18 protein-coding genes are annotated in these 23,343 nt (G+C 74.9%); 5 read left to right on the forward strand and 13 right to left on the reverse strand.

Annotation, left to right across the window (positions count from 1 at the left end; genetic code table 11):
- Positions 1–2: 2 nt before the first annotated feature.
- A complete protein-coding gene (nirB, locus tag OHS33_RS15065; RefSeq protein ID WP_330330909.1) occupies positions 3–2,804 on the reverse strand; it encodes a nitrite reductase large subunit NirB in 2,802 nt (933 codons plus the stop codon).
- Positions 2,805–3,022: 218 nt separating this feature from the next.
- Here nirB and OHS33_RS15070 point away from each other — a divergent pair, with 218 nt between their 5' ends.
- The 3 genes from OHS33_RS15070 to OHS33_RS15080 are packed head-to-tail and all read left to right on the forward strand — an operon-like array spanning position 3,023 to position 6,311.
- Positions 3,023–3,805 (forward strand): sirohydrochlorin chelatase, encoded by a 783-nt coding sequence (locus OHS33_RS15070; protein WP_330330910.1) that lies wholly within the window; start codon positions 3,023–3,025, stop codon positions 3,803–3,805.
- Between the two features lie 28 nt (positions 3,806–3,833).
- Positions 3,834–4,988: a low temperature requirement protein A gene (locus OHS33_RS15075; RefSeq protein ID WP_330330911.1), complete on the forward strand. Its 1,155-nt coding sequence runs from the start codon at positions 3,834–3,836 to the stop codon at positions 4,986–4,988.
- A 60-nt stretch (positions 4,989–5,048) separates the two neighbouring features.
- Entirely contained in the window at positions 5,049–6,311 is a 1,263-nt protein-coding gene (locus OHS33_RS15080; RefSeq protein WP_330330912.1) for a cytochrome P450, read from the forward strand.
- A 128-nt stretch (positions 6,312–6,439) separates the two neighbouring features.
- On the opposite strand, the gene OHS33_RS15085 is transcribed toward OHS33_RS15080, so the two are convergent.
- Together OHS33_RS15085 and OHS33_RS15090 are read right to left on the reverse strand one after the other, a co-directional pair.
- Positions 6,440–6,946, reverse strand: coding sequence for a DUF5949 family protein (locus OHS33_RS15085; RefSeq protein WP_330330913.1), 507 nt, complete (start codon positions 6,944–6,946; stop codon positions 6,440–6,442).
- A gap of 57 nt (positions 6,947–7,003) precedes the next feature.
- Positions 7,004–7,612, reverse strand: a complete 609-nt coding sequence (locus tag OHS33_RS15090; RefSeq protein WP_330330914.1) for a hypothetical protein — start codon at positions 7,610–7,612, stop codon at positions 7,004–7,006.
- 176 nt (positions 7,613–7,788) lie between these two features.
- On the opposite strand from OHS33_RS15090, the gene OHS33_RS15095 reads away from it, so the two are divergent.
- On the forward strand, positions 7,789–8,235 hold the full coding sequence (locus tag OHS33_RS15095; protein WP_330330915.1) for a DUF6299 family protein: 447 nt from the start codon (positions 7,789–7,791) through the stop codon (positions 8,233–8,235).
- Between the two features lie 53 nt (positions 8,236–8,288).
- Here OHS33_RS15095 and OHS33_RS15100 read toward each other — a convergent pair whose 3' ends face one another.
- From OHS33_RS15100 to OHS33_RS15115, 4 genes are all read right to left on the reverse strand, one after another.
- Positions 8,289–8,462 carry a hypothetical protein gene (locus tag OHS33_RS15100; RefSeq protein WP_330330916.1) on the reverse strand — a complete coding sequence of 58 codons (174 nt, stop codon included), beginning with the start codon at positions 8,460–8,462 and terminating at the stop codon, positions 8,289–8,291.
- A gap of 53 nt (positions 8,463–8,515) precedes the next feature.
- Positions 8,516–10,582, reverse strand: a complete 2,067-nt coding sequence (locus OHS33_RS15105) for a SpoIIE family protein phosphatase (RefSeq protein ID WP_330330917.1) — start codon at positions 10,580–10,582, stop codon at positions 8,516–8,518.
- Between the two features lie 285 nt (positions 10,583–10,867).
- Positions 10,868–12,145, reverse strand: coding sequence for an NAD(P)-binding domain-containing protein (locus tag OHS33_RS15110; protein WP_330335064.1), 1,278 nt, complete (start codon positions 12,143–12,145; stop codon positions 10,868–10,870).
- A gap of 158 nt (positions 12,146–12,303) precedes the next feature.
- Positions 12,304–13,878 carry a carboxylate--amine ligase gene (locus OHS33_RS15115; protein WP_330330918.1) on the reverse strand — a complete coding sequence of 525 codons (1,575 nt, stop codon included), beginning with the start codon at positions 13,876–13,878 and terminating at the stop codon, positions 12,304–12,306.
- A 294-nt stretch (positions 13,879–14,172) separates the two neighbouring features.
- On the opposite strand from OHS33_RS15115, the gene OHS33_RS39830 reads away from it, so the two are divergent.
- Positions 14,173–15,804 carry a glycoside hydrolase family 26 protein gene (locus OHS33_RS39830; RefSeq protein ID WP_443065304.1) on the forward strand — a complete coding sequence of 544 codons (1,632 nt, stop codon included), beginning with the start codon at positions 14,173–14,175 and terminating at the stop codon, positions 15,802–15,804.
- 26 nt (positions 15,805–15,830) lie between these two features.
- Here the strand turns inward: OHS33_RS39830 and OHS33_RS15125 are convergent, their stop codons facing one another.
- The 6 genes from OHS33_RS15125 to OHS33_RS15150 are packed head-to-tail and all read right to left on the reverse strand — an operon-like array spanning position 15,831 to position 23,342.
- On the reverse strand, positions 15,831–16,973 hold the full coding sequence (locus OHS33_RS15125; RefSeq protein WP_330330919.1) for a GNAT family N-acetyltransferase: 1,143 nt from the start codon (positions 16,971–16,973) through the stop codon (positions 15,831–15,833).
- On the reverse strand, positions 16,970–17,728 hold the full coding sequence (locus tag OHS33_RS15130; RefSeq protein ID WP_330330920.1) for a lipopolysaccharide biosynthesis protein: 759 nt from the start codon (positions 17,726–17,728) through the stop codon (positions 16,970–16,972). Before OHS33_RS15130 ends, OHS33_RS15125 begins: the two co-directional genes overlap by 4 nt.
- A gap of 8 nt (positions 17,729–17,736) precedes the next feature.
- Complete coding sequence (locus OHS33_RS15135; RefSeq protein ID WP_330330921.1) at positions 17,737–18,993, reverse strand: glycosyltransferase; 1,257 nt, start codon at positions 18,991–18,993, stop codon at positions 17,737–17,739.
- Positions 18,990–19,772 carry a polysaccharide deacetylase family protein gene (locus OHS33_RS15140; protein WP_330330922.1) on the reverse strand — a complete coding sequence of 261 codons (783 nt, stop codon included), beginning with the start codon at positions 19,770–19,772 and terminating at the stop codon, positions 18,990–18,992. Before OHS33_RS15140 ends, OHS33_RS15135 begins: the two co-directional genes overlap by 4 nt.
- Positions 19,762–21,987: a lipid II flippase MurJ gene (locus OHS33_RS15145; protein ID WP_330330923.1), complete on the reverse strand. Its 2,226-nt coding sequence runs from the start codon at positions 21,985–21,987 to the stop codon at positions 19,762–19,764. The genes OHS33_RS15140 and OHS33_RS15145 overlap by 11 nt, the downstream gene beginning before the upstream one ends.
- The gene (locus tag OHS33_RS15150; protein WP_330330924.1) at positions 21,984–23,342 is read right to left on the reverse strand and encodes an O-antigen ligase family protein; all 1,359 of its coding nucleotides are present in this window, start codon (positions 23,340–23,342) and stop codon (positions 21,984–21,986) included. The genes OHS33_RS15145 and OHS33_RS15150 overlap by 4 nt, the downstream gene beginning before the upstream one ends.
- Between the last annotated feature and the right edge of the window lies 1 nt (position 23,343).

Raw genomic sequence — 23,343 nt, forward strand, 5'->3', positions numbered from 1 at the left:
GGCTACGGCCGCGTCCGCAGGACCGGCAGGGCCACCTCCGGGTCGTCGAGGCAGATCCCGGTCCGCAGGTCGAAGACCTGCTTGTGCATCGGCGAGGTCACCACCGGGACGCCGTCCCGGGTGCCCATGATGCCGTTGGCGATCACGTCGGCGCCGGAGAAGGGGTCGCGGTCGCCGACCGCGTACACCGTGCCCGCGCGGTCCTTGAAGACGGCCGCCCGGCTGCCGTCGGGCAGCACCACCGCGCGCCCGCGGCCCGGCTCCAGGGCCCCGGCCCCGGCCCCACCGAAGTCCACGCCGCCGGACCCCACGGCACCCGCGCCCGCCGCGCCGAAGCGTTCCAGGGCCGCCGGGTCCTCCAGCACCGCCTGCCACTCGTCCTGGTAGGCGGACACGTGCCGCTCCATCTGCGCCTCCAGCTCCGCGCAGATCCCCAGCTCGTCCTCGATCAGCACCGCCTTGAGGTGCTCCAGGCCCGCCCCGCTGCCGCCGAGCCGCTCGACCCAGGCCGCCGTGCGCTCCAGGCGCTCGCCGGTGCGGACGTAGTACATGAGGAACCGGTCGATCAGGGCGAAGAGTTCACCGGTCGCCAGGTCCGCGGCCAGCAGGCCGGCGTGGCGCGGGACGGCGCCGCCGTTGCCGCCGACGTACAGGTTCCATCCCTTGCTGGTGGCGATGATCCCGATGTCCTTGCCGCGGGCCTCCGCGCATTCGCGCACGCAGCCCGACACCCCGCCCTTGAACTTGTGCGGCGTCCGCAGGCCGCGGTAGCGCAGCTCCAGGTCGATGGCGAGCTGGATCGAATCGCCCTGCCCGAAGCGGCAGAAGCGGGCGCCCACGCAGGACTTGACCGCGCGCAGGGACTTCCCGTACGCCTGGCCCGATTCGAATCCGGCCCCGCCGAGGCGGCGCCAGATGTCCGGCAGCTGCTCGGCGCGGGCCCCGAAGAGGCCGATCCGCTGGGCCCCGGTGATCTTCGTGTAGAGCCCGTAGTCGCGGGCCACCTCGCCGAGCGCGATGATCTGGTCGGCAGTGACCTCGCCGCCGGCGACCCGCGGGACGACCGAGTAGGTGCCGTCCTTCTGGAGGTTGGCGAGGAAGAGGTCGTTGGAGTCCTGGAGCGTCGCCTGTTCGCCCTCCAGGATGTGTCCGAGGCCGAGGTCCGGGGCGAGGGTGCCGAGCACGTTGGCCACGACCGGCTTGCAGACCGCGCAGCCTTCGCCGCCCTCGCCGTACGCCTCCAGCAGTTCGCTGAAGCTGCGGATCCGCTCGGTGGCCACCTTCTCGTAGATCTCGGCGCGGGTCAGCGTGAAGTGCTCGCACAGTCCGCGCGCCTTCTCGATGCCCGCCGCCGCCATCTCCGCGTCCAGGACGGCCTGGAGGGTGCCGAGGCAGCCGCCGCAGCCGGTGCCCGCCTTGGTGCACTTCTTGATCCCGCCGAGGTCGGTCAGCGACTGCTCGGTGACGGCCGTGCGGACCTGGCCCTTGGTGACGTTGTGACAGCTGCACACCACCGCGTCGTCGGGCAGGGCGTCCGCGCCGGGCGGTTCCATGCCCTCCGAGGACGGCAGGATGAAGGCTTCGGCCGGGCCGGGCAGCATCCGTCCGGCGTGCGGCTTGAGCGAGCCGTACGCCTGCGCGTCGCCGACCAGGATCCCGCCGAGCAGCGCGCCGTCGGGGCCGAGCAGCAGCTTCTTGTACACGCCTTCGCGGGCGTCGGAGAAGACCACCGAGACCGCGCCGCCCTGCCCTTCGGGGGCGAACGGGTCGCCGAAGGAGGCCACGTCGGCGCCCATCAGCTTGAGCTTGGTGGAGGTGTCGGCCCCGGTGAAGGTCAGCTCCCCGGCTCCGGCGAGCGCCTCGGCGACCGTCTCGGCCATCTGGTAGCCGGGCGCGACCAGCCCGTAGACCTTGCCGTCGACGGTCTGCGCGCATTCGCCGACCGCGTAGACGCAGGGGTCGCTGGTGCGGCAGTGCGCGTCGACGACCACGCCGCCGCGGTCGCCGACGGCGAGCCCGCTCTCCCGCGCGAGCCGGTCGCGCGGGCGCACTCCGGCGGAGAAGACGACGACGTCCGCGCCGATCTCCTCGCCGTTGGTGAGCCGCAGCGCCTGGGCCCGCCCGTCGGGGTGGATCTGCACCCCGCCCGCGCCGACGCCCGTGTGCACGGCGACGCCCATCGACTCGATGGTGGCGCGCAGCGCGGCCGCGCCGCCGTCGTCGACCTGGAGGGGCATCAGCCGGGGCGCGAACTCCACGACGTGCGTGGTCAGTCCGAGGGTGCGCAGCGCGCCCGCCGCCTCCAGGCCGAGCAGTCCGCCGCCGATGACCACGCCGGTACTGACACCGGGCGCCGACGCGTAGGCGGTGAGCGCTTCGACGTCGTCGAGGGTGCGGTAGGTGAAGCAGCCCTCGGCGTCGGCGCCGTCGATCGGGGGCACGAAGGGGTGGGAGCCGGTGGCGAGGACGAGGGCGTCGTAGCCGATGACGGCGCCGGAGGCGCTGGTCACCGTGCGGGCGGCGGTGTCGATGTGTGCGGCGGGGTCGCCGAGGCGCAGGTCGACGCCGTGCCGTTCGAGGAAGCCGGGTTCGGCGAGGGCCAGTTCCTCGCCGGTCGATCCGGTGAAGGCGGCGGAGAGGTGCACGCGGTCGTAGGCGGGCCGCCGTTCCTCGGCGAGGACGACGACGTGCCAGCCGCCCGCGCCCGGGCGGCCGGGTCCGGCCAGCGCGTCGCGCTCGGCGAGCGCCTCCAGCAGGCGGTGTCCCACCATGCCGTGGCCGATGACGACCAGCGTCTGCGCCATGGTCCCACTCCGTCCGTTCCCGGGGCCGCGCGCGGGTTCCGCGCCGGCCGCCACCACTTCCGACCCTTTTCCGACCCTTTGACGGTAGGTCCGCTGCGCGGCCCCGGACGGCGGTGAAGGGCCCGGTCAGGCGGGTACCCGGACCTGTTCCGCACAGGACCTGTGACCTGCGGCGAAGGCCTTTGGGGTGCCTGTGGCGGGCGCCGCGCACGCCTAGCGTGGACGCGGGGAGCACGCCCGACGCCACCATGCCCCCGCACGCCATGGAGGTCGCCGTCATGCTCGTACTCGCCGTCCACGGCAGTGCCGTCCCGGCCGCCGCCGCGACCGTCTCCCGGCTGACCGCGACCGTCGAGGCGCTGAGCGGGGTCCGCGCGGTCGTGGGTCACCTCGACGTGCAGCGCCCCTCGCTCGCCGAGGCGGTACGGGCGCACCCGCGCGCGGTGGTCGTCCCGCTGCTGCTCGGTGACGGCTACCACCGCCGCGTCGACCTCCCGGCCGCCCTGGACGGCACCGGCTGCGTCCTCACCGAGGGGCTGAGCGGCGAGCGGGACGTGGCCCATGCCCTGTACGGGCGGCTGCGCGAGGCGGAGCGCCGCCGCGGCCCCTACACCCGGGCCGACGCGGTGGTGGTGGCCGGGGCGGGTTCGTCGCGCCCGGGCGGCAACGACGGTACGCGGACCTGCGCGGCCCAGCTGGCCGCGCTGCTGGAGGACGACCGCGGCCCCGACCCGGTCCCGGTGCTGCCCGCCTGCCTGACCTCGGCGGGGCCCACCGTCGCCGAGGCGCTGGCCGCGCTGCGCGGCGCCGGGTACCGGCGGGTGGCGGTCGGCGCGCACCTGCTGGCCCCGGGCCGGTTCACCCGCGCCCTCGCGGGCGCCGGGGCGTGGGCGGTGTCGGAGCCGCTGGCCGACCATCCGCGCCTCGCCCGGCTGGTGGTCGACCGGTACGAGTCCGCCCGGGGTACCCGGGTGCTGCGGGCCGCGCGCCTCGCCTGTTAGGCGCCCGCGCGCTGTTCTGCTGGCCGGTATGGCATTCGTACCGATGACCGCGCGCAGCCCCGACGAGGGCCACCGGGCCGCGACCCCCCTGGAACTGTTCTTCGACCTGTGCTTCGTCGTCGCGGTGGCGCAGGCGGGGGCCCGGCTGGTGCACGCGCTGGCGGAGGGGCACGTGGCCGCCGGGATCAGCGGGTACCTGTTCGTCTTCTTCGGCGTGTTCTGGGCCTGGGTCAACTTTTCGTGGTTCGCGTCCGCCTACGACACGGACGACGTGCCGTACCGGATCGCGACGCTGGTGCAGATCTCCGGTGTGCTGATCTACGCGGCCGGGGTGCCGCGCGCCTTCGATTCCAACGACTGGACCATCGCGGTCATCGGCTACCTGGTGATGCGGGTGGCGCTGACCGCTCAGTGGCTGCGGGCCTCCGCCGGGGAGCGCGGTCCGGCCCGGCGCGCCACCCTGACCTACGCGGCGGGGCTGATGGTGTGCCAGGCCGGGTGGGTGGCGCTGCTGCTGGTGCCGGAGGGGATGCGGCACTGGCTGTTCCTGGTGATGGTGGTGGCCGAGCTGTCGGTGCCGGTGGTCGCCGAGCGCTCGTACCAGACGCCGTGGCACTCCCACCACATCGTGGAGCGGTACGGGCTGTTCACGCTGATCGTGCTCGGCGAGACGATCTCGGCGAGCACGGTGGCGGTGCAGTCGGCGCTGGACGAGCACGAGGCGCTGGGCGAGCTGCTGCCGATCGCGGCGGGCGGGCTGCTGATCGTGTTCGCCGCCTGGTGGATCTACTTCGCGGTGCCCGCGCACGAGCGGGTGAAGGAGAACCGCTCGGCGATCCCGTGGGGGTACGGGCACTACGCGATCCTGGGGTCGGCGGCCGCGATCGGCGCGGGCATCGAGGTGGCGGTGGAGCAGGCCGTCGGCAAGGCGCACATCTCTCAACTGGCCGCGAACCTGGCCGTGTGCGTGCCCGCCGCGGTGTTCCTGGCGGTGGTGTGGCTGCTGCATTCGCGGCACTTCAAGCGGGGCACCGCGCAGCAGCTGGTGCTGCCGGTTTCGGCGCTGGCGGTGCTGGGCTGTGCCTGGACCGGGGAGCACGCGGTGCTGTGGGCGGGGCTGGTGGCGGCGGCCACCGTCGCGGTGGGCGTGACCTTGGCGCACCGTGCGCGTTCTGAAGCGTGAGGTTCCGGACACCGGCGTGAGGTTCCGGACACCCTGATCATCCGGAAGAAGGTGGGGGCCATGACGGTCCCGGCACAGCGGCATTCCACGGACACCGATCTCGCCGATCCGGCGTTCTGGCAGCTTCCACCCGAGGCGCGTCTCGCGGCCTTCGCCCGGCTGCGGGCGCTGGACGGCCCGCGCCGGTTCACCGAGCGCCCGGCTTCCTGGCGCGGCCCCGAGCGCGCGCACTGGGCGCTCGTACGGCACGCGGACGTGCAGGAAGCGAGCAGGCTCCCGAAGGTGTTCGCGAGCGCGCCGGGGGTGACCACGCCGGAGCCGGCCCGCTGGGTGCGGGCGCTGTTCGGGGATTCGATGGTCAATTTGGACGGCGCGGACCACGCGCAGCTGCGAAAGATCGTGCAGCGGGCGTTCACCCCGCGGCTGCTCGCGGCCGCGGAGGCCGACATCCACGCGGTGGCGGCGCGGATCGTGGACGACGTACTGGCCCAGCGGCCCGGGGAGTTCGTCTCGGCGGTCTCCTCGCGGCTGCCGCTGGACGTCATCTGCAACATGATGGGGATCCCGGACGCGTACCGGGCGGAGATCGCCGACCGGGTCAACCACGCCTCGGAGAACATCGGTGTGGAGCGCGGCCTGGCCGCGCGGCTGCGGATGCCGGGGCGGGGGCTGCGGGCGCTGGCCCGGATGCAGCGGATGGTCGCGGGGATCGCCGAGGAGCGGCGCAAGAACCCCACCGACGACCTGATTTCGGCGCTGGTCTGCGCGAATGTGGACGGCCAGGCGCTGGGGGTGCGGCAACTGGGCGCGTTCTTCTCACTGTTGATGGTGGCGGGGGTGGAGACGACCCGGAACGCGATCACCCACGGGCTGGCCCTGCTCACCGATCACCCGGAGCAGCGGGAGCTGCTGCTCGGGGACTTCGAGAAGTACGCCGACGGCGCGGTGGACGAGATGATCCGGCACTCGACGCCGATCATCCAGTTCCGCCGGACGGTGGTCGCCGAACACACCCTGGGCGGGCACCTGTTCACGCCCGGCGACAAGGTGGTCCTGTACTACGCGTCCGCCAACCGCGACGAGGCCGTCTTCCCCGATCCGGACGCCTTCGACATCACCCGCTCACCCAATCCGCACCTGGGCTTCGGGGGCGGCGGTCCGCACTTCTGCCTGGGCGCGCACCTGGCCCGGGTGGAGATGAAGGCGCTGTTCCGCGAGCTGCTGACCCGGCCGGTCGGGCTGCGCGCGGTGGGGCTGCCGGAGCTGGCCGGGTCGAACTTCGACAACCGGGTCCGGGCCCTGCGGTTCGCGTTCGATACCTGAGGGCGCGCGTCTGAGGGCGCGCGTCGCCCCGTACGCCCGCGCCGCTCCGTACGTACGTCCGCGCGCGGGCCGGCCACCGGGCAGGCTGGGAGCCCGGCGGCCGGCGGTCGGCGCCCCGTGCCCGGTGGTTACTTCTTGAGCCGCTGGACCCGCAGCACCGCGTGCACGCTGCTGGTCAGGACCTCTTCGTCACCGACGAAGCCCTTCAGGGTGTCGGCGTCGACGGGCTGGCCGGGGGCCGCCTGGGGCCAGGGGCGGGTGGCGAACAGGAAGTAGACCTGGTCGCTGTCGGCGGCCGCGGCCACCCACTCCGGCGGCGCGGTGCAGCGGGCGTTGAGGCCGATGTCCTCGCCCTCCACCGTGAGCGCGACCTGGTCGCCCTCGACGAGGATCTTCACCGGGAACTTGTGCGGGTGGGTGGTGCCGTCCAGCACCTCGTCGCCGACCCGCAGCCCCAGGTGCTCCAGCAGCCCGCGCGCGGACTCCGCGGCGGCCTCGTGGCCGTGCGGGCAGTCGCCCAGGGTGTAGGCGATGAGGTACGGAATGTTGTGCCCGTCCTCGGGATCGCCGATCCACGCGAGCACCGAAAGGGTGCCGAGGTGGGACCGGTCGAGTTCGGTGTGAGTCGAAGTCATGGGCCGCACCTTAGTGCTCTTTCACCCCGCCCTTTTCCGGCCCGTCACCCGGGTGGGTCAGACCGTCCAGAATCCTTCTCCGGGATTCGCCTGCGTGTTCGCATCCTGGTATTGCAGGCGCACGATCCGCGCGTTTTCCGGGATTTCGAACACCACCCATCCCTCCGCCCGGTCACCGACGGAGAGGGAATCGAAGACGAGCGGTTTGCCGGTGGTCAGCTCACCCGTCTTGACCGCCGGATAGCGCTGCCCCGCGCTGTCGTACGCCCACATGCGCCCGAGCGCCCCGTACGTCGCACCGCCCACGTTGACGAACGACATCCCGGCGCCCACCCAGCGCTTGCCCCCGGCCGGCGCGAAGGCCGGGTCCACGCTGATCGCCGGATCGACGTACGAGCCGAGGACGGCCTGCAGGTGACGGCCGACCTGGCGGCCGCGCACCCGGAGGGGGTCACCCACCCGGGCGTCCTTGACCGCGGCCCCCGCGACCGCCCCCGCCGCCGGGGCGTCCTCGTCGGCGGCGCCGGGGACGCCGTCGTCGACCGGGACGGCCGGAGCGGCGGCGGGTGCGAGGGCGGCCCCCTCGTGGGCGCTCTGGCAGGCGGTGGAACCGAACAGCAGGAGCGGGAGGAGGGCGAGGGCGAAAACAGGGGCGGGCTGGCGCATGCGGGATCCCTTCGGGGATGTATTTCGGTCAGTCTCACGCGCCCGAGCGGGCAATTGCACACACCGACACGATTCGACGCAGCGAGATACGGGGCGAAATACCGCCGGGTGACCTGCACAATGCGTTCCGGCGGAATCCACCGCCCGCATCCAGCCCGCATCCACCTGGAGGAACGATGGGCCTGCCCGTATCCCGCATCGCGGTCGCGGCACTGTCCGCACTGGCCGCAACCGCCGCCTGCGCCGTACCTGCGAGCGCCGAATCCGGCGGCAATATGATTACCGTCGAAAAGAGCGCCTCGATCTCCCAGGACGGCCGCGTCACCCTTTCCGGGGAATACCGCTGCCAGCCCGGTTCACCCGAGGGAGTACAGATCCAGACCCAGGTACGCCAGGACGGCAACAAGCTCGGCATGACCGCCGGCGCCGACTGCGACGGCGCGGTCCACGCGTGGTCCGCCACCGGATCGATCGGTGTCGACCCGGGCTTCCACCCCGGGGACGCCGACGCGGACGCCCGGCTGACCGTCGCCCGGATCCACGGCGCGGCCCTGGTGCCGTCCGCGATCTCGCAGTCGACCCTCGCCCAGGACGGGCGGCACCTCACGATCGAAGGCCACTGACGGACCCCGCCCCGCGGCCCGCTCCCGCCGCCCGGCCCGCCCGGTAGCCGCCACTACCGGCAGTCCGGCGCCGCACCGGTCATCGACATGAAGGCCACCGACCGGCACTCCGGCGCCGCGTGCGCGCGGCCCGCCGTCCAGTCGGCGACCTTCGGCGCACCGGCCGCGATCACCGCGATCACCAGCGCCGTCAGCAGTACGAGCCCCCACGGCCGGATCCTTTCCATGACCGGATCATCACCCCGGCCACCCCCCTCCACAACTCGGCGTGACGCGACGGTCACCTCAGGTCACCGGGGGCGTCGAACTCGCACCACACCGCCTTGCCGTCGCCCCTGGACTCCACGCCCCAGTGCGTGGCCAGCGCGTCCACCAGCAGCAGCCCGCGCCCCGTCGTCGCCGCCTCCCCCGGAGTGCGCCTGCGCGGCCACACGCTGGACCGGTCCTTGACCCACAGCCGGATCCGGCGGACCGGCTCCGGCAGCACCTCCATCGTCAGCACCGCGCCGCCGTCGGTGTGCAGCAGGGCGTTGACCAGCAGCTCCCCGGCCGCGAGCTCCACGTCGTCGGCGAGGTCCGGCACCCCCCAGTCGCGCAGCGCCTGGCGCAGCGCGTAGCGGGCCTCGGAGAGCCCCTCGGGATCCGCCTGGTGGACGTACTGGTGGATCCGCGGCGCCCGGTGCGTGCCCGGGTCCGGGGCCCTGCGCAGCACCAGCAGCGCCACGTCGTCGCCCGAGCCCCAGCGCTCCCACAGCCGGTCCAGCAGGTGGTCGGCGAGCGCCCCCGACTCCTGGGGGCCGGTGCGCACCGCGTGCGCGAGCGCCTCCATTCCGGTGGTGATCGTCGTACCGGGCTCCTCCACCAGGCCGTCCGTGCACAGCACCAGGGTCTCGCCCGGGACCAGGTCGAGCCGGGTCTCGGGGAAGTCCTCCTGCTCGAAGACCGAGGCCAGGCCCAGCGGGAGGCCGCCGCGCAGGTTGGGCCAGCCGGTCCGCCCGTCGGTGTGCCGGATCAGCGGGCCCAGGTGTCCGGCGCGCACCGCCCGTACGCCGCCCGTCTCCAGGTCGACCTGGGCGTACGTGCAGGTCGCGAAGCGTTCGGTGTCCAGCTCGGCCAGGAAGCGCGAGGCCCGCGCGAGGACCGTGGAGGGCGGGTGGCCCTCCCCCGCGTAGGCCCTCAGTGCGATCCGCAGCTGGCCCATGATCGCCGCCGCGTGCGTGTCGTGGCCCTGGACGTCGCCGACCACGATCCCGACCCGGTCCCGGGGCAGCGCGATCACGTCGTACCAGTCCCCGCCGACCTCCCGGCCGCTCCACGCGGAGTGGTAGCGCACCGCGATCTCGCCGCCCGTGATCTCCGGGATCCGCCGCGGCAGCATGGCGGCCTGCAGCCCGGTCGCGAACTCGCGCTCCTGGTCGAACAGGAGCGCCCGCTGGAGCGACTGGGCGACGATGCCCGCCAGGCCCAGGGACAGGTTCTGCTCCTCGGGGCTGAAGTCGCTGCGCCGCCGGTAGAAGAGCACCAGCCCGCCGATCGCCTTGGCCTGCGCGATCAGCGGCAGGTAGGCGGCCGCGTTGAACTTGATCCGCCCGAGGTAGGGCGCGAACAGCGGGAACTCGGCCGCCAGCTCGCCCAGGTCCGTGACGAAGCGCGCCTTGCGGGTGAGGACCGTCTGCGAGAGCGGCAGCGAGCCGTCCAACCGGGTGAACTTGCGCTCGCTGAGGATCTCCAGCGACTCCCCGCTCAGCGCGATGATCTTCATGGCGCCGTTCTCGACCAGCCCCAGCGCCAGGCCGTCCGCGCCGAGCCGCTCCAGCGCGCCCGCGCCGGTCAGGGTCGCCGTGACGTCGTCGACGGTCACCGCCCGCGACAGCGCCTCCGTGGTCCGCTGGACGATCGTGGTCTGCTGGGCGCGAGCCGACTCCAGCTTGCGCAGCAGCGTGGCGTGGGCCAGCTCGGCGGTCGCGTCCCGGACGATCCCCGCGATCCGCAGGGGGCGCCCGTCGGGATCGCGCAGGATCCGGCCCTGGGTGTGGGTCCACTGGTCACGGCCGTCGCGCCGCTGCACCGTGAAGTACGAGCCGTACGTCTCCCCGCCGCCGTCCAGAGCCGCCAGGACCGCGTCCCCCAGCCGGGCCCTGTCATCCGCGGGGATCCGCAGCCCCAGGCCCTCCGGGGTGTGGTCGAACTCCGCCGGCTCCAGGTCGAAGACCCCCATCGCGGCCGGGTCGAGGTTCAGGGTCCCGGCGCCCAGGTCCCACTCGAAGCTGCCCATGCCGTTCAGGGCGAGCCGGTCCGAGGCGCTGATCACGCCCGGTTCCGGTGCGTCGTGCTCCGCCGCTGCCACGCGTCACACCACCTATCGGCCGGGCCAGCACGGCTGGGAGATCAGCCTCTCCCACTCCTCGTCAGGATGCCCCGGAAGGGTGCGTCCGGCCTCCCGCCAGCGCTTGACGAGAGAAAGGTAGATGGTCGGCTGATCTCCGTACGGCGGCTGCGGCGCCCCGGCGCGGCGGGGCGCGGCCGACTGCTCCGCGCGGCTCGCGGGAATGCGTACCCAGCCCCGGCCCTGTGCTCTTTCCGGGCTCATCGCGGACCCCTCTCACTCCGGACAGGTTCACTCCGGACAGGTTCACACCGGATAGGTCTTCTGCCGCCCGGCGCCCGGGCCCCGCAGGGCGCTGCCGGCACCGGTGGAGCCCGGCAGCGGGCCCTGGGCGCGCAGGCGCCTGCGGACTCCTCTCACCAGTCTCCCCGCCGTGAAGCCCGCACCGTGCACGAATCGCATGGAAGGGCCGAAAGAGGGAGCCGTGAGCAGCCCCGCGAAGAACAGTCCCGGCCACGAGGACTCGAAGTACGGGCTCAGCTCGGGCGTGCCCGCCTCCCCGACCGTGTCCACCGCCGTACGCAGCCCCGCGTCCAGCAGCCCCAGCCGCCCCAGCCCCGGGCTGAAGCCGGTCGCCGCGATCACATGGGCGACGTCCAGGACCACCGACTCACCGGCGGGGCTGGTCAGCCCCAGCCGGGTCCGGTCACCGGCGGGCACCGCCCGGTGCAGGGCGTGCCCCATCAGCGCCGGGACCTGCCGTTCGAAGCGGTCCCGCAGCCACCAGGCCCCGGCCGGGCCCAGTTCGGTGGCCGCGATCCGCTCCCGGGTCGCGGCGGGCAGCCTGCGCACCGCCCAGGGCAGCTCCGACCAGGCCCAGCTGCGCCAGCCCGTGCCGAGCCCGCTGTGCGGGTCGCGCAGCGCGCGGGTCAGCGGGCGCTCCAGCGGCTGCGGGAGGGTGTTCCAGCGCAGCCGGGACCGCCGGGCCACCAGGCAGGGCCGGGCCCCGGCCTCGGCGAGCAGGGCGGCGGTCTCCAGCGCGGCCTGGCCCGCGCCGAGCACCGCGACCTCCTGGCCCGCGAACCGGGTCAGGTCGCGGTGGCCGCTGCTGTGCGAGTAGTGGGTCGGAGGCAGCTCGCGCAGCGCGGGCGGATGGTTCACGAAGGGCATCACCCCGACCGCGAGGGCGACCGTCCGGGCCAGCAGCGGCTCGCCCTCCGCCGTGGTGATCCGGAACCCGCTGCCCTGCGGGGTGACATCGGTGACCGTGACCTCCTCCACGGGGGGCGCGGCCTGCCGGGCGAACCAGAGCCCGTACGCGGAGAACGTCCCGATCGGCAGCGGAGTGCCGTGCTCCGCGGGGATTCCGCGGGTTGCGCAGTAGTCGGCCAGGGTGTGGCGCCCGTCCGGCGCGGACAGGTTCGACGACCAGGGCTCCGACTTGAGGTACATGCCGTCGGGCATGTGGTCCCGCCAGGAGGCCATCGGGCGGCCGAGCACCCTCACGCCGAGCCCGGCCGCCGCCGCGTGGGCGGCGACCGACAGCCCGTACGGGCCCGCGCCGACCACCACGAGATCCTCCATGCGCGTCACGGCTGTTCCTCCATCCAGTCTCATACCGGCTCACACCGGTCTCACGGGCGACCGGCCCCCGCAGGGGCGGGGGCCGGATACAGCGGGGTCCGGGCCTGGCCGGGCCCGGACCTGGTTCACCTGGTTCACCTGGTGACCGGGTCACCCGGTCACCGCGTCACCAGCCCGTCCGGCTCCGCCGGTTCGGCGGCGCCCGGGGGTGCGGGCGGGCCCGGCGCGCCGGGCGGGGACGGGAGTTCGGGCCCGCCGCGCTGCCGGGGCGCGCGGGCCACGGCACGCGCCGTGCGCCGCCCGCGCGCGGGGACACCGCTCAGCGTGTTCCACGCCCCGCGCGCCCCCTTGCCCGCACCGCGCCCCAGGAAGGCCGCGACCATCGCGAGGAAGGGCAGTACGTCGTCCGCGGCGAACCAGGCCAGCTCCACCCGCCCGCGCTCGGCGGGCGGCACGGCCCGCACCGGCCCGGGCGCCCCGGCCCCGCCGGACGGCACCCGCCGCCCGGCGACACGCGGCACGTCGGCGCGCGGCACGTCGGCGCGCGGGCCGTCGGCACGCGGCCCCGCGACCCGCGCCCCGGTCCCGCCCCCGGCCGCCCCGGTCACCGCTTCCCGCACCGGGCCCGGCCCGCCCGCGGCACACGCACCGGCCGCTTCCTGCGCCGGGATCGGGCCGCCCGTAACGGCCTCGGGGCCCGGCCCGCCCACGGGCGCGGCGCCCGCCGCCGGGCCGGGGGCGCCCGCCGCGGCCGACCGCACCGCGCCGCCGGGCACCACACCCGGGCCCCGCCGCGCCAGCGGCCCCGGCAGCGGACCGCGCAGCGCCGCCAGCAGCGCGTAGTTCTCCGCGACGAACACCCGTCCGGGCCCGCCCACCGGCTCCGGCACCCGTTGCCCCGTCAGATCCAGGTAGAGCGCCTGTACGACGTCCAGCCCGGCCCCGTCGGTGAACAGCCGGAACTGCGCGCCGGGCCGGGGGTTGAAGTCCACCAGCCGGAAGCAGCCCCGCTCGTCCCGGCGGAAGTCCAGGTCCAGGATCCCCTGGTAGCCGAGCCGCTCCGCGAGCCGCAGCCCCGCCTCCTCCACCGCCGGGTCGGGCAGCCAACGCCCCATCGCCGTCAGCCCCGTACGCACCGGCCACGACAGCTCCTTGCGCCCCGAACCGACGAGCAGCGGGTGCCCGCCCCGGGTGAAGCAGCCGTGGAAGAACCAGTCGGTGTCGGGCCCCGCGGGCAGGAACCGCTGGAGCAGCAGCGGGCTCCCGGCCTGCGCGGACCGCTCGTACAGCCGCCGCGCCTCGGCGGCGGTGTGCACGAGCGTGGTGCTGCGCAGCCCGGCGCCCGCGGGCAGCAGCCACGGGCGGCTCCACTTGGCGACCACCGGCAGCCCGAGTCGCCAGGCGGCCTCGGCCGCTTCGGCGGGGCTCTCGGGAATCACCGTCTCCGGGTGCGGGATCTCCCAGCGCGCGCAGAGCCGCGACAGCTCCGCCTTGTCGGCCACCCGGGCGGGCAGGCCGTCGGGCTGATGGGGGATCCGGAACCGGTCCTGGAGCACCGGCGCGATCCGCGACACCGCGATGGCGCTCAGGTCGTCCATGGCGACGAGCACCGCGGGGCGGCCGATCCGCTCCGCGACACCGGCCAGGCATTCCAGCAGCTCCTCGGGGCGTTCGGGGTCGACCCCGCCGGACGGGCCGGGGTGCACCGCGCGCAGGTAGCGCGACCGACCCATGGGACCTCCCCCGGTCTCGACGACGGCATGGACCTCCACGCCCTTGCGCCCAAGGGATCTGACGGCGCCGAGGGTTCCGTGGTGGAACGGATTCCGATCGAGTCTGAGCAGAACAGCGGGCACATGGTTGGCGAACGCGTGCATGGAAACGGTGTCTTTCACCTAGTCGGACCAAGCGGAGAGGGTGCGCAGCTGCGAATGGCCTACGCTGCGGCCACCGGACAGGCCATTCGTCAGATGTGATGCCTAACGTCTTTGGTAAGCACACCGATTCGGGGAAGCTCGGGAGACGCCATGTCCAGACCACACCGCAGATTGGTGAGCACCTGCATCGGTACGGTCACGGCCGGACTGCTCGCCACCGGCGCCGCGCTCGCGGCGCCCGAGGAGGACAAGGCCGCCGGCTCCGACATCGCGATGGGTGCCTATCTCGACTACGGCCCGCGGGGCGTGGCGCGGATCCCGTACCTGTCGCGCTGGCTTGGCGGCAAGGAGATCCGGGTCGGGCACACCTACCTGCCCGGCGACCGGTGGTCGAACATCGAGGGCACCGACTTCCTGGAGGACTGGGCCACCTGGCGCCGGGGCGCCAAGGACCGGATGTTCGTCCTCAACGTGCCCATGCAGGAACGCAACGAGGGCCGGGTCCCCGACCGCCAGGTGGCCCGGCTGATCCGCGCGGGCGCGGCCGGCGAGAACGACGCGCACTTCAGGAAGCTCGCCGAACGCCTCGTGTCCCTCGGTGTGCCGGACACGGTCGTCGTGCTCGGCTGGGAGATGAACGGCACCACCTACACCCACCGCTGCGGGCCCGACCCGGAGCACTGGAAGGCGTACTGGAAGCGCATCGTGACCGCGATGCGCTCGGTGCCCGGCCAGCAGTTCAAGTTCGACTTCGCGCCGAACCGGGGCGCGGACGCCATCGGCTGGACCGCCTGCTACCCCGGTGACGACGTCGTCGACATCATCGGGATGGACTCCTACGACCAGGGCCCCGGCCGCACCTTCGACGACCAGGTGAGCCAGCCGTACGGGCTCCAGCAGCACGTCGACTTCGCGAAAGCACACGGCAAGGAGATCTCGTACCCGGAGTGGGGACTGTTCCGGCACGGGGACAATCCGGAGTACGTGCGGCGCATGCTGCAGTGGATCGAGCAGCACCGGCCGATCTACCACACCATCACGGACTACTGCCCGCACGGCGTGTGGCAGTGCAAGCAGAACCCGCGCTCCTCCCGGGCGTTCCGGGACGCGCTGGCCGCGAAGCCGGACCCGCTGCCGACGCCCGTGGTCCCGACGCCCGTGGTCCCGACGCCGGTCGTCCCGACGCCCGTGATCCCCACCCCGGTGGTGCCGACCCCGGACCTCCCGACGCCCGCCGTCCCCACCCCGCACGTTCCGACTCCTCCGGTCCCGACCCCACAGGTCCCCACGCCCGAGGTCCCGACTCCACAGGTCCCGTCCCCGGCCGTTCCCTCGCCCGAGGTCCCGGCCCTGCCGCCCGTCGTCCCGTCGCCGGTCGTCCCGTCGCCGCTCGTTCCGTCGCCCGTCGTGCCGTTGCCGGAGGCGAGCCCCGTCCCGGTGCCGCCGCCGCTCGTGCCCACTCCCGTGGCCCCGAGCCCGGTCGCGCCGATCCCCGAGGCCCCGGTCGTCCCGAGCCCTGTCGTGCCGAGCCCGGTCGCGCCCAGCCCCGAGGCCCCGGTGGTGCTCCCGGTGCCGGAGCCGCCGTCCGCGGCTCCGGTGCCCGCGCCGCTGCCCACGCCGGTCAAGCCTCCGGTGGCTCCGAAGCCGCCCGCCCCCGCCACCCCGCAGCGGGAGTGGTGCGTCCCGGTCAACTTCGGGGAGTGGCTCTCCAAGCTGGTCGGCAAGCAGTCGGTCTGCGTCAAGATCGACCTGGGCGACGACAGCACCTGGTGGCCGTTCTAGGCAGGGCTTCGGCAACGGCACCGATGTCACCGGACGCGCAGTTCGTTCAGCCGGGCCCGCCAGTCCCTGGCGGCCGGCAGGGACTCGCGCAGCGCCTCCACCGCCCGCTCGCGCCCCGACAGCTGCGACTCGTGCAGTCGCAGCAGGGGCGCGAGCGGCGCCGTGGCCAGCAGGAACCGCTGGTTGACCACGACTTCGGGGCGCCAGTGGTTCTTGTACGGTTCGGACCCGCGCAGGAAGCTGACCACCGGCCGGCCCTCCGCGAGCGCCCGCCCCGCCTCGTGGCGCAGCAGCAGCGTCGCCACGTCCACCTTCTTGTCCCGCAGCCCCGGGTCGGCCCCGTACAGATAGCCGCCGCTCAGCCCCGCCGACAGCAGCGTGACGTTCGCGGCCACCACCTTGCCCTCCAGCCGGAACTCGGTCAGCCGGCCCTCCCCGCAGCGCACCATCCGCCGGGTGGCCCGGGTCAGGTGCTCGGCGAAGCGGGGCCGCAGGTGCTCGGGGGTCACCCCGCGGCCCCGCCACTGCTTCTCGTGCAGCCGTAGCAGGGTCCGTACCGCGCGCGGCACTTCCTGTTCGGTGACGTCGCGCTCCTCGATGCCCGCCGCGTCGGTCTTGCGGAGCTTGGCGCGCACCCGCTGGGCGCCCGCCTTCGGCATCCGCTTGACCAGTTCGTCGAAGGGCAGCGCGGGCAGCTCCATGCAGGTGGAGTCCGCCAGCCGGGTACGGGCGCCGGGCCACTGCCCGTACAACCGCTCGGCGGCGGCCCCGGGCCGCACCTCGCGCAGGTCGATCACCGCGCCGCGGGCGGCCCGGTGCAGGCCGTGCGCGAGCGCGGGGACGACCTGCTCGGCGTACTCCGCGTCGAGCAGGACGTCGAAGTAGTCGGTGATGCCCCCGCCGAGCGGGACGAGCAGTGGCAGCGGCCGGTGGACGAGCATCAGCGCGGCCGCGCCGACCAGCTCGCCCCCGCGCCGGACCAGGACGACGCGCAGCCGCCCGTCCCGGCCGTAGGACAGCCACCAGGAGTGCAGCCACGCGTGGCTCTGGAACGGGGTGGCGGTGGGGCAGCTGCGCACGAGCCGGTTCCACGGCTCCTCCAGCGCGGCGAACTGCCGGGGGTCGCGGCACAGCGTCACCGACAGGGCCCCGGTGGAGCCCGCGCTCATCGCACCGGCTCCTTCTCCTTCGCGGAGGCGGAGGCGGCGGCCTCGCCCTGGGCGGGCAGCGAGGTCACGTAGCCGGACTCGGCGTGTCCGGCGCCGGTCGCGGCCGCCTCAGCCCCGTCCGTACGGCGCCTGCGGCCGGGCCTGGCCAGCAGCCACAGGCCGCCGATCAGCCCGCCCGCGCACAGGCCGACGGCTCCGCTGAGCGGCGCGGACGGCGAGGCGGGGTCGGCCGGGGCGACGGCCTGGTTGAACAGCAGCAGCTGCACGCCGGTGTTCTTGGCGGCCTGATTGCTGCTCAGGGACAGCGCGTCGGCGACCGCGTTGGCGATGTCGGCGGCGCCGGTGGCGGTCCGGGAGGTGCCGGTGATCGCGATCATCGGGGACTCGGGGGAGGTCTCCGCGCGGACCTGCTTGCGCAGCTGCTCGGCGCCGATGCCCGCCCGGGGCTGGGCGTAGGCGAGGGTGGAGCTGCTGGTGGCGATGCGGGCGTACGCCTGGGCGAAGCCGAGGGCGGTGGCCGGCTGGGTGGTGTCGTCCGGGACGGCGACGACATAGCTGGTGGCGGCGTACTCGGGGGCCTTCAGCACCCCGTACGCCCCGCCCGCGGCCAGGCCCAGCAGGGCGCAGGCGGGCAGCGGCCACCACACGGGCAGCGGGCGCAGCCGCCCCCCGATGCGGCGCCCCCGCCGCCCGTGGGGCGCCGGGTCCTTGTCCGGCGTGCGGTCGGACTTCTTGTGGTCGGGGGTCTCGGCCATGTGCGTGCTCACTTCCTCGTGGAGGGGAGTTCGGTTTCCGGGCCCCGCGGTGTGCGGGTCCGGTGGTTCGTGTCGGCCGGGTCGCCGGCCCGGGTGGCGGGCGCGGGCAGGGGCGCGGGGCGGCGGGCGGAGGCGGAGGCGGGGGCGAGGGCGCGCTCGTAGACGTGCAGGAGCTGTTCCGCGCTGCGGACGATGTCGTAGCGGCGGACCACCGGCGGTGGCGGCAGCCGCCGGGCCCCGGCCTCCATGTGGCCGCGCAGGGCCGCGGTCAGCTCCTCCTGCCCGGGCCCGATCCGGCGCGCGCCCGGGGCCTGCGCGGCGGGCAGGTCGTCGATCGCCGGGCAGGTGACGTGCAGCACGGGCAGCCCGGCGGCCAGCGCCTCGACCACCGCCAGCCCGAAGGCCTCCTCGCGCGACGGCGAGACGAAGACGTCCATGGCGGCGAGCAGCGCCGGGATCCCGGGGGTGCGGCCGTCGGCGGTGTCACCGAGCGGGTCGCGTTCGCCCAGCAGGTGGATGCGGTGCTGCGCGCCCAGTTCGGCGGCGAGCAGCCGCAGCGCGGGCCGCTCGGGCCCGTCCCCGGCGAGCAGCAGGTGGGCGCCGGGCAGCGCCGCCACCGCGCGCACCAGGACGTCGAAGCGTTTGCCGGGCACGAGCCGGCCGACCCCGCCGACCACGAACGCCCGTTCCGGCAGGCCGGTGCGGGCGCGGGTGGTCCGGCGCACCGATTCGTCGAAGCGGAAGCGGACCGCCTCGATCCCGTTGGGTACGACGTGGACGCGGGCCGCGGGCACTCCCCAGCCCTCCAGCCGCGCCGCGACCGTGTCCGACACCGCGACCGTCGCCGCGCCGAGCTTCTCGCTCGCCAGGTACAGCGCCCGTACCCCGCTTGAGAGCGGGCGGCCCTCGATCTCGCCCGCGCCGAGGGAGTGTTCGGTGGCCACGGTCGCGCCGACGCCCGCGATCCTGGCCGCGAGGCGCCCGTACACGCAGGCCCGGTAGAGGTGGGTGTGCACCAGGTCGTATTCGCCGCGCCGGATGAACTTCACCAGCCGGGGCAGCGCCCCCAGGTCGCGGTTGCCGCGCATCCCGAGGTGGACCACGCGGACCCCGTCGGCCCGCAGCCCCTCCGCGACCGGCCCGGGGTTGGTCAGCGTCAGCACGTCACACTGCACCGGCAAGTGGCGCAGCAGCAGGCGCAGTTGTTGTTCCGCCCCGCCGACACCGAGCCCGGTGATGATGTGGAGCGCCTTGAGCGTCTTCACCCGCGCACCGCCCGCCGCAGCCCGGCGACCCGGTGGCGCAGCCGCTTGATCCGCAGCCGGGCCGCGCCGTCGGCCTGGCTGATGTGGGTGCGGGGCAGGGCGTACGGGCCCGCGAGCGCCCCGGGGGCGATCGCGCACGCGTACCGGTACCCGGCGGCCCGGGTCGCCTCGACGACCCGCCGGTCGATGGATCCGTACGGGTAGCAGAAGCCCTCGGGCAGGGTCCCGGTCAGCTCCCGCAGGAGTTCGCGGCTGCCGCACAGCTCCTGCTGGAGGACGTCGTCGGGGACGGCGGTCAGGTGCTGGTGGAGCAGGCCGTGCGAGCCGATCTCCTGGCCCGCCTCGGCCACCGCGCGGATCCCCTCCGCGCTCAGCAGGGGCTTGCGCGGGCCCAGCGGGTCCCACACGTTGTCCACGCCGAGCCGCCCGGGCAGTACGAACAGGGTCGAGGTCCACCCCTGCCGCTGGAGCAGCGGCAGCGCGTGGTCGAGGTAGTCGGTGTAGCCGTCGTCGAAGGTCAGGCCGACGAGCCCGGCGGCCCGGCCGTCCGCGCGGGCCCGCAGCAGTTCGCCGACCGAGACCCCGCGCAGACCGCGCGAGCGCATCCAGCGCAGCTGGGCTTCCAGGGTGTCGGGGGTGACGGTGATGCCGTACGGGTCCTCGGCGGGATCGGTGAACTCGGTCACCGAGTGGTACATGAGGACCCACGGGGAGCCGGAAGAGGCCTTGCGGGCGGGAGCCGCCGCGGCGGCGGGCGCCGTGTCGGTGTCAGCGGACATGACGGAACCTCTGGGTGATCAGGGCGGGCAGGGCGGTGATTTCCAGCGCCCGTATGGCCATGCCGGAGGCTCCGAACATGGCCGGGACCAGCAGCGCGCCGAGCGCTGCGCTGAGCAGGGGGTCGGGGATCATCGGACCGGCGATCCAGCCGGTCGCGCAGGCCGCGGCGGCGGCCACGGCGAGCCGGCCGATGCTGGTGGCGACCCGGCGGAGCTGGATGGGGACGATCCGCGAGCCGAGGCCGGTGAGGAGCAGGGCCGCGGTGGCGGTGATGCCCGCGGCGTTGGCGGCGGCGATCCCGTAGGTCCCCCACCAGCCGACCGCGAAGGCCCCGGCGACGATGTTGACGAGGAGTCCGGCGCCCATCGCGAGCGCCGGGAACCAGGTGGGCCGGGCGGTCGAGAAGAAGGGCCGGCTCAGCGCCCCGACGAGGCAGTGGCCGAGCAGCCCGATGCCGTAGACCCGCATGACGGAGGCGGTGGCCACGGTGTCCTGGTGGGTGAAGGCACCGCGTTCGAAGAGGACCTGGATGATCTGGGGCGCATACCCGATGACGAGCGCGGTGCCCATGAGGACGGCGAGGGAGGCGAGCGCGAGGTCCTGTTCGACCCGCCGCCGGGCCTTCTCCCGCTCTCCGCCCGCCATGGCCTGCGCGACCACAGGGAAGGTGACCGTACAGATCATCAGGGAGAGCACCATCGGCATCTGCGCGACCTTCTGCGCGTAGTTCAGGTGCGAGATGGCGCCGGGCGGCAGGGACGCGGCCAGGAACCGCTCGACGAGCACCTGGGACTGGCGGAACACCGCGAAGAAGATGACCGGGGCGATCACGCCGAAGGCGATGAGGGTCGGCCGGTCGCGGCCCTGCTGGCGGCGGCTGGCGCCCCTGGCGCGGGGCGGGCCGAAGCCGACGTGCCGCAGGAAGGCGGGCAGCTGGACGAGGATCATGAGCAGCCCGCCGACGGCGACGCCGAAGGCGGCGGCCCGCACCCCCCACACGGCGTGCAGGGCCAGCATCCCGCCGATGATCCCCACGTTGTAGGCGACGTAGATCGCGGCCGGGGGCACGAAGGAGCGGTGGGCGCGCAGGGCGGCGCTGAAGTAGCCCGCGATGCCGAAGCTGAGGACCGTGAGCGCGGTCAGCCGGGTGCACTCGATGGCGAGTGCGGGATCCGGCAGCCCCGGCGCGAGCACGGCGACGACGAGCGGCGCGGCGACGACGAGTACGGAGGCCACCGCGGCCAGCAGCACGGCCAGGCGCGGCAGCGTCGCCCCGACCAGCAGCCGTACGGGGTCCTGGGCGCGGGCCTGCTTACGGGTCAGCCCGGCCCGCCCGGCCGCCCGCCGGGCCAGGGCGTGGCTGAAGGCGGGCACCATCAGCAGCGCCATGGCGTCCTCGATCAGCAGGGTCGAGGCCATCTCGGGCACGGTCCAGGCGATCAGGAAGGCGTCGCTGTCGTGCCCGGCGCCGAAGAGGTGCGCGATGGTCTGGTCCCGGAACAGCCCGAAGGCGGCCCCGGCGGCGGTCAGTCCGGCCGTGACGGCCGCGGCCTTGGCCAGGAACCGGCCGAGCGGAGCGCTGCCGCCACCGGCCTCCCCGGCAGCGGCCGGACTGGGGTCGCCGGGCCCGGAGCCCCCGCCCCGCACCCCGCGCCGCCGCCCGGCCGCAGTGGCGCACCCGCCCTCGGCCCGGCCGAAGCCGCCGCCCGTGGCCCCGGCTTCCGCCTCCCGCACACCCGCACGCCGAACCCCGTCCCCGGCAACCCCGCGCGCCCGCACGCCGGTCGCGAGAACACCGGCGCGCCGCGCCTTCGGCGCCAGGGACCTGCCCGACCCGGCAAAGCCGGAGCCGGGACCCTCGGCGCCCCGAACGCCCGCGCGCCGCGCCATCGGTGCGGCGGGCACGCCCGTCCCGGCGAAGCCGGTGGGCGGTGCCGCGCCGGGGGCGTGGCCGGGCGGCGCCGGGCGCGGGCCCGTCAGGCCCGTGTTGGGGCCCGTACCGAGGATGTGCCCGCGGGCCGGTCCGGAGGGCGGGGCCGGAAGGGGCGGCTCCGCCGCATCGGCACCGGCATCCGCACGGCCGCCGGCACCGGCATCCGCACCGGCCCCGGGGGCCGGGGTCGCGGAGGCGGGCGGAACGTGGGTGGGGCCCGCCCCGGCCACAGGGGCGGGGGCGGGCCTCCGGGCGCCCGTCACGGGCGTCGTATCGCTCACGCGGCGGCCGCGCGGTCCACGGCGCCGTCACCGGTCGGGGACGGGAGCGCCCACCACGCGGCCAGGCCGATGATCACTCCGGTGAGGACGGTGGAGGGGCCGCCGATGTCGGCGTACAGGAAGTCGGTCAGCTGCCAGACGAACAGCCCGGCCGCGACCAGCCCGCAGTCCCGGATCCGGCGAGCGGCCGGATCCGGGGCCAGGACCCGCCGCACCCCGGCGACCAGCAGCGCCGCCCAGCCGCCCGCGAGCGCGGTCAGCCCGATCAGCCCCTGCTCGCTGAGGACCAGCAGGTACATGTTGTGCGGGGACAGCAGCGGCTGGCGGATGAAGGCCTGGCCCGCGCCCGCCGTGTCGCTCCCCGAGGACAGCCCCAGCCCGGAGTGGCTGTCGCGGTTGGCGGGGAATCCCTTGAGGCCGACCCCGGCGGCCGGCCGCTCGCGCCACATCGACTCGGCGGCGGCCCACATCGTGTAGCGGTCGGTCACCGACTGGTCGGGCGCGCTGGAGACCTGCGTGATGGAGCCGATCCGCTCGGCGATCATCTCGGAGCCGAAGCCGAAGCCGCCCACCAGGACCACCCCGGCCGCGCCGAGCGCGACGAGCACCTTCAGCGCCCGCCGCACCCCGGCCATCAGCATCACGACGAGCCCCGCGCCGACGGTGGCGATCCACGCGCCCCGGCTGAAGGACAGCCCGAGCGGGACGAGCAGCGCGAGCGCGCAGACGGTGGCCGCGCGCCGGACCCGGTGCGACAGCGTGGGGGTCAGCGCGGCGGCGGTGGCGATGATCAGCCCGTAGGCGACCACGGTGGCCATGCCCATGACGTCGCCGGGGCCGAAGGTGCCCACGGCCCGGATGTCCGAGCCCTGGTAGGAGGCTCCGGTGTGGGTGGCGAACTGGACGACGCCCACCGCCCCCTGGACCAGCGCCAGGGCCACGAAGCACGCCCCGGCCAGCCGGAACTCCCGCGCGCCGCGCACCAGCAGCACCACCGCGGCCGGGACCAGCACGAACACCTGGAGGTAGCGCACGAAGCCGGGCAGCGCGGCGTACGGATCGGCGGCGGTCACGGTGGCGACGGCCAGCCCGGCGGCGGGCAGCCCGAGCAGGAACGCGCCCAGCGGGCTCAGCGCGCGGGTCTGCCCGCGCAGCGCCTGGACCCCGCAGCAGAACACCAGCAGCAGGGAGGCCGCGTCGGCCGGGGTGACCTTGCCGGAGGCGGTCGCGTCCCCCGCGGGCAGCGGGGCGCACAGCAGCAGGACGGTCGCGGCGAGCGGCAGCAGCGGCCAGTGCCTGCGCAGCGCGCCCGGGAGGTCGAAGCGGATCGGGGGTGTGGCGTGGGCGGTGCTCATG

Source organism: Streptomyces sp. NBC_00536 (genome assembly GCF_036346295.1).
In the GTDB taxonomy this organism is placed as follows: Bacteria; Actinomycetota; Actinomycetes; order Streptomycetales; family Streptomycetaceae; genus Streptomyces.

What these genes read in the sequence shown, in the direction of transcription:
- OHS33_RS39830 (WP_443065304.1), top strand. Translation starts at nt 14,173, where the DNA reads ATGTCCAGACCACACCGCAGATTGGTGAGCACCTGCATCGGTACGGTC.
- OHS33_RS15115 (WP_330330918.1), bottom strand. Translation starts at nt 13,878, where the DNA reads ATGGGTCGGTCGCGCTACCTGCGCGCGGTGCACCCCGGCCCGTCCGGC.
- OHS33_RS15080 (WP_330330912.1), top strand. Translation starts at nt 5,049, where the DNA reads ATGACGGTCCCGGCACAGCGGCATTCCACGGACACCGATCTCGCCGAT.
- OHS33_RS15150 (WP_330330924.1), bottom strand. Translation starts at nt 23,342, where the DNA reads ATGAGCACCGCCCACGCCACACCCCCGATCCGCTTCGACCTCCCGGGC.
- OHS33_RS15095 (WP_330330915.1), top strand. Translation starts at nt 7,789, where the DNA reads ATGGGCCTGCCCGTATCCCGCATCGCGGTCGCGGCACTGTCCGCACTG.
- OHS33_RS15140 (WP_330330922.1), bottom strand. Translation starts at nt 19,772, where the DNA reads ATGTCCGCTGACACCGACACGGCGCCCGCCGCCGCGGCGGCTCCCGCC.
- OHS33_RS15100 (WP_330330916.1), bottom strand. Translation starts at nt 8,462, where the DNA reads ATGGAAAGGATCCGGCCGTGGGGGCTCGTACTGCTGACGGCGCTGGTG.
- nirB (WP_330330909.1), bottom strand. Translation starts at nt 2,804, where the DNA reads ATGGCGCAGACGCTGGTCGTCATCGGCCACGGCATGGTGGGACACCGC.
- OHS33_RS15075 (WP_330330911.1), top strand. Translation starts at nt 3,834, where the DNA reads ATGGCATTCGTACCGATGACCGCGCGCAGCCCCGACGAGGGCCACCGG.
- OHS33_RS15110 (WP_330335064.1), bottom strand. Translation starts at nt 12,145, where the DNA reads ATGGAGGATCTCGTGGTGGTCGGCGCGGGCCCGTACGGGCTGTCGGTC.
- OHS33_RS15130 (WP_330330920.1), bottom strand. Translation starts at nt 17,728, where the DNA reads ATGGCCGAGACCCCCGACCACAAGAAGTCCGACCGCACGCCGGACAAG.
- OHS33_RS15125 (WP_330330919.1), bottom strand. Translation starts at nt 16,973, where the DNA reads ATGAGCGCGGGCTCCACCGGGGCCCTGTCGGTGACGCTGTGCCGCGAC.
- OHS33_RS15090 (WP_330330914.1), bottom strand. Translation starts at nt 7,612, where the DNA reads ATGCGCCAGCCCGCCCCTGTTTTCGCCCTCGCCCTCCTCCCGCTCCTG.
- OHS33_RS15085 (WP_330330913.1), bottom strand. Translation starts at nt 6,946, where the DNA reads ATGACTTCGACTCACACCGAACTCGACCGGTCCCACCTCGGCACCCTT.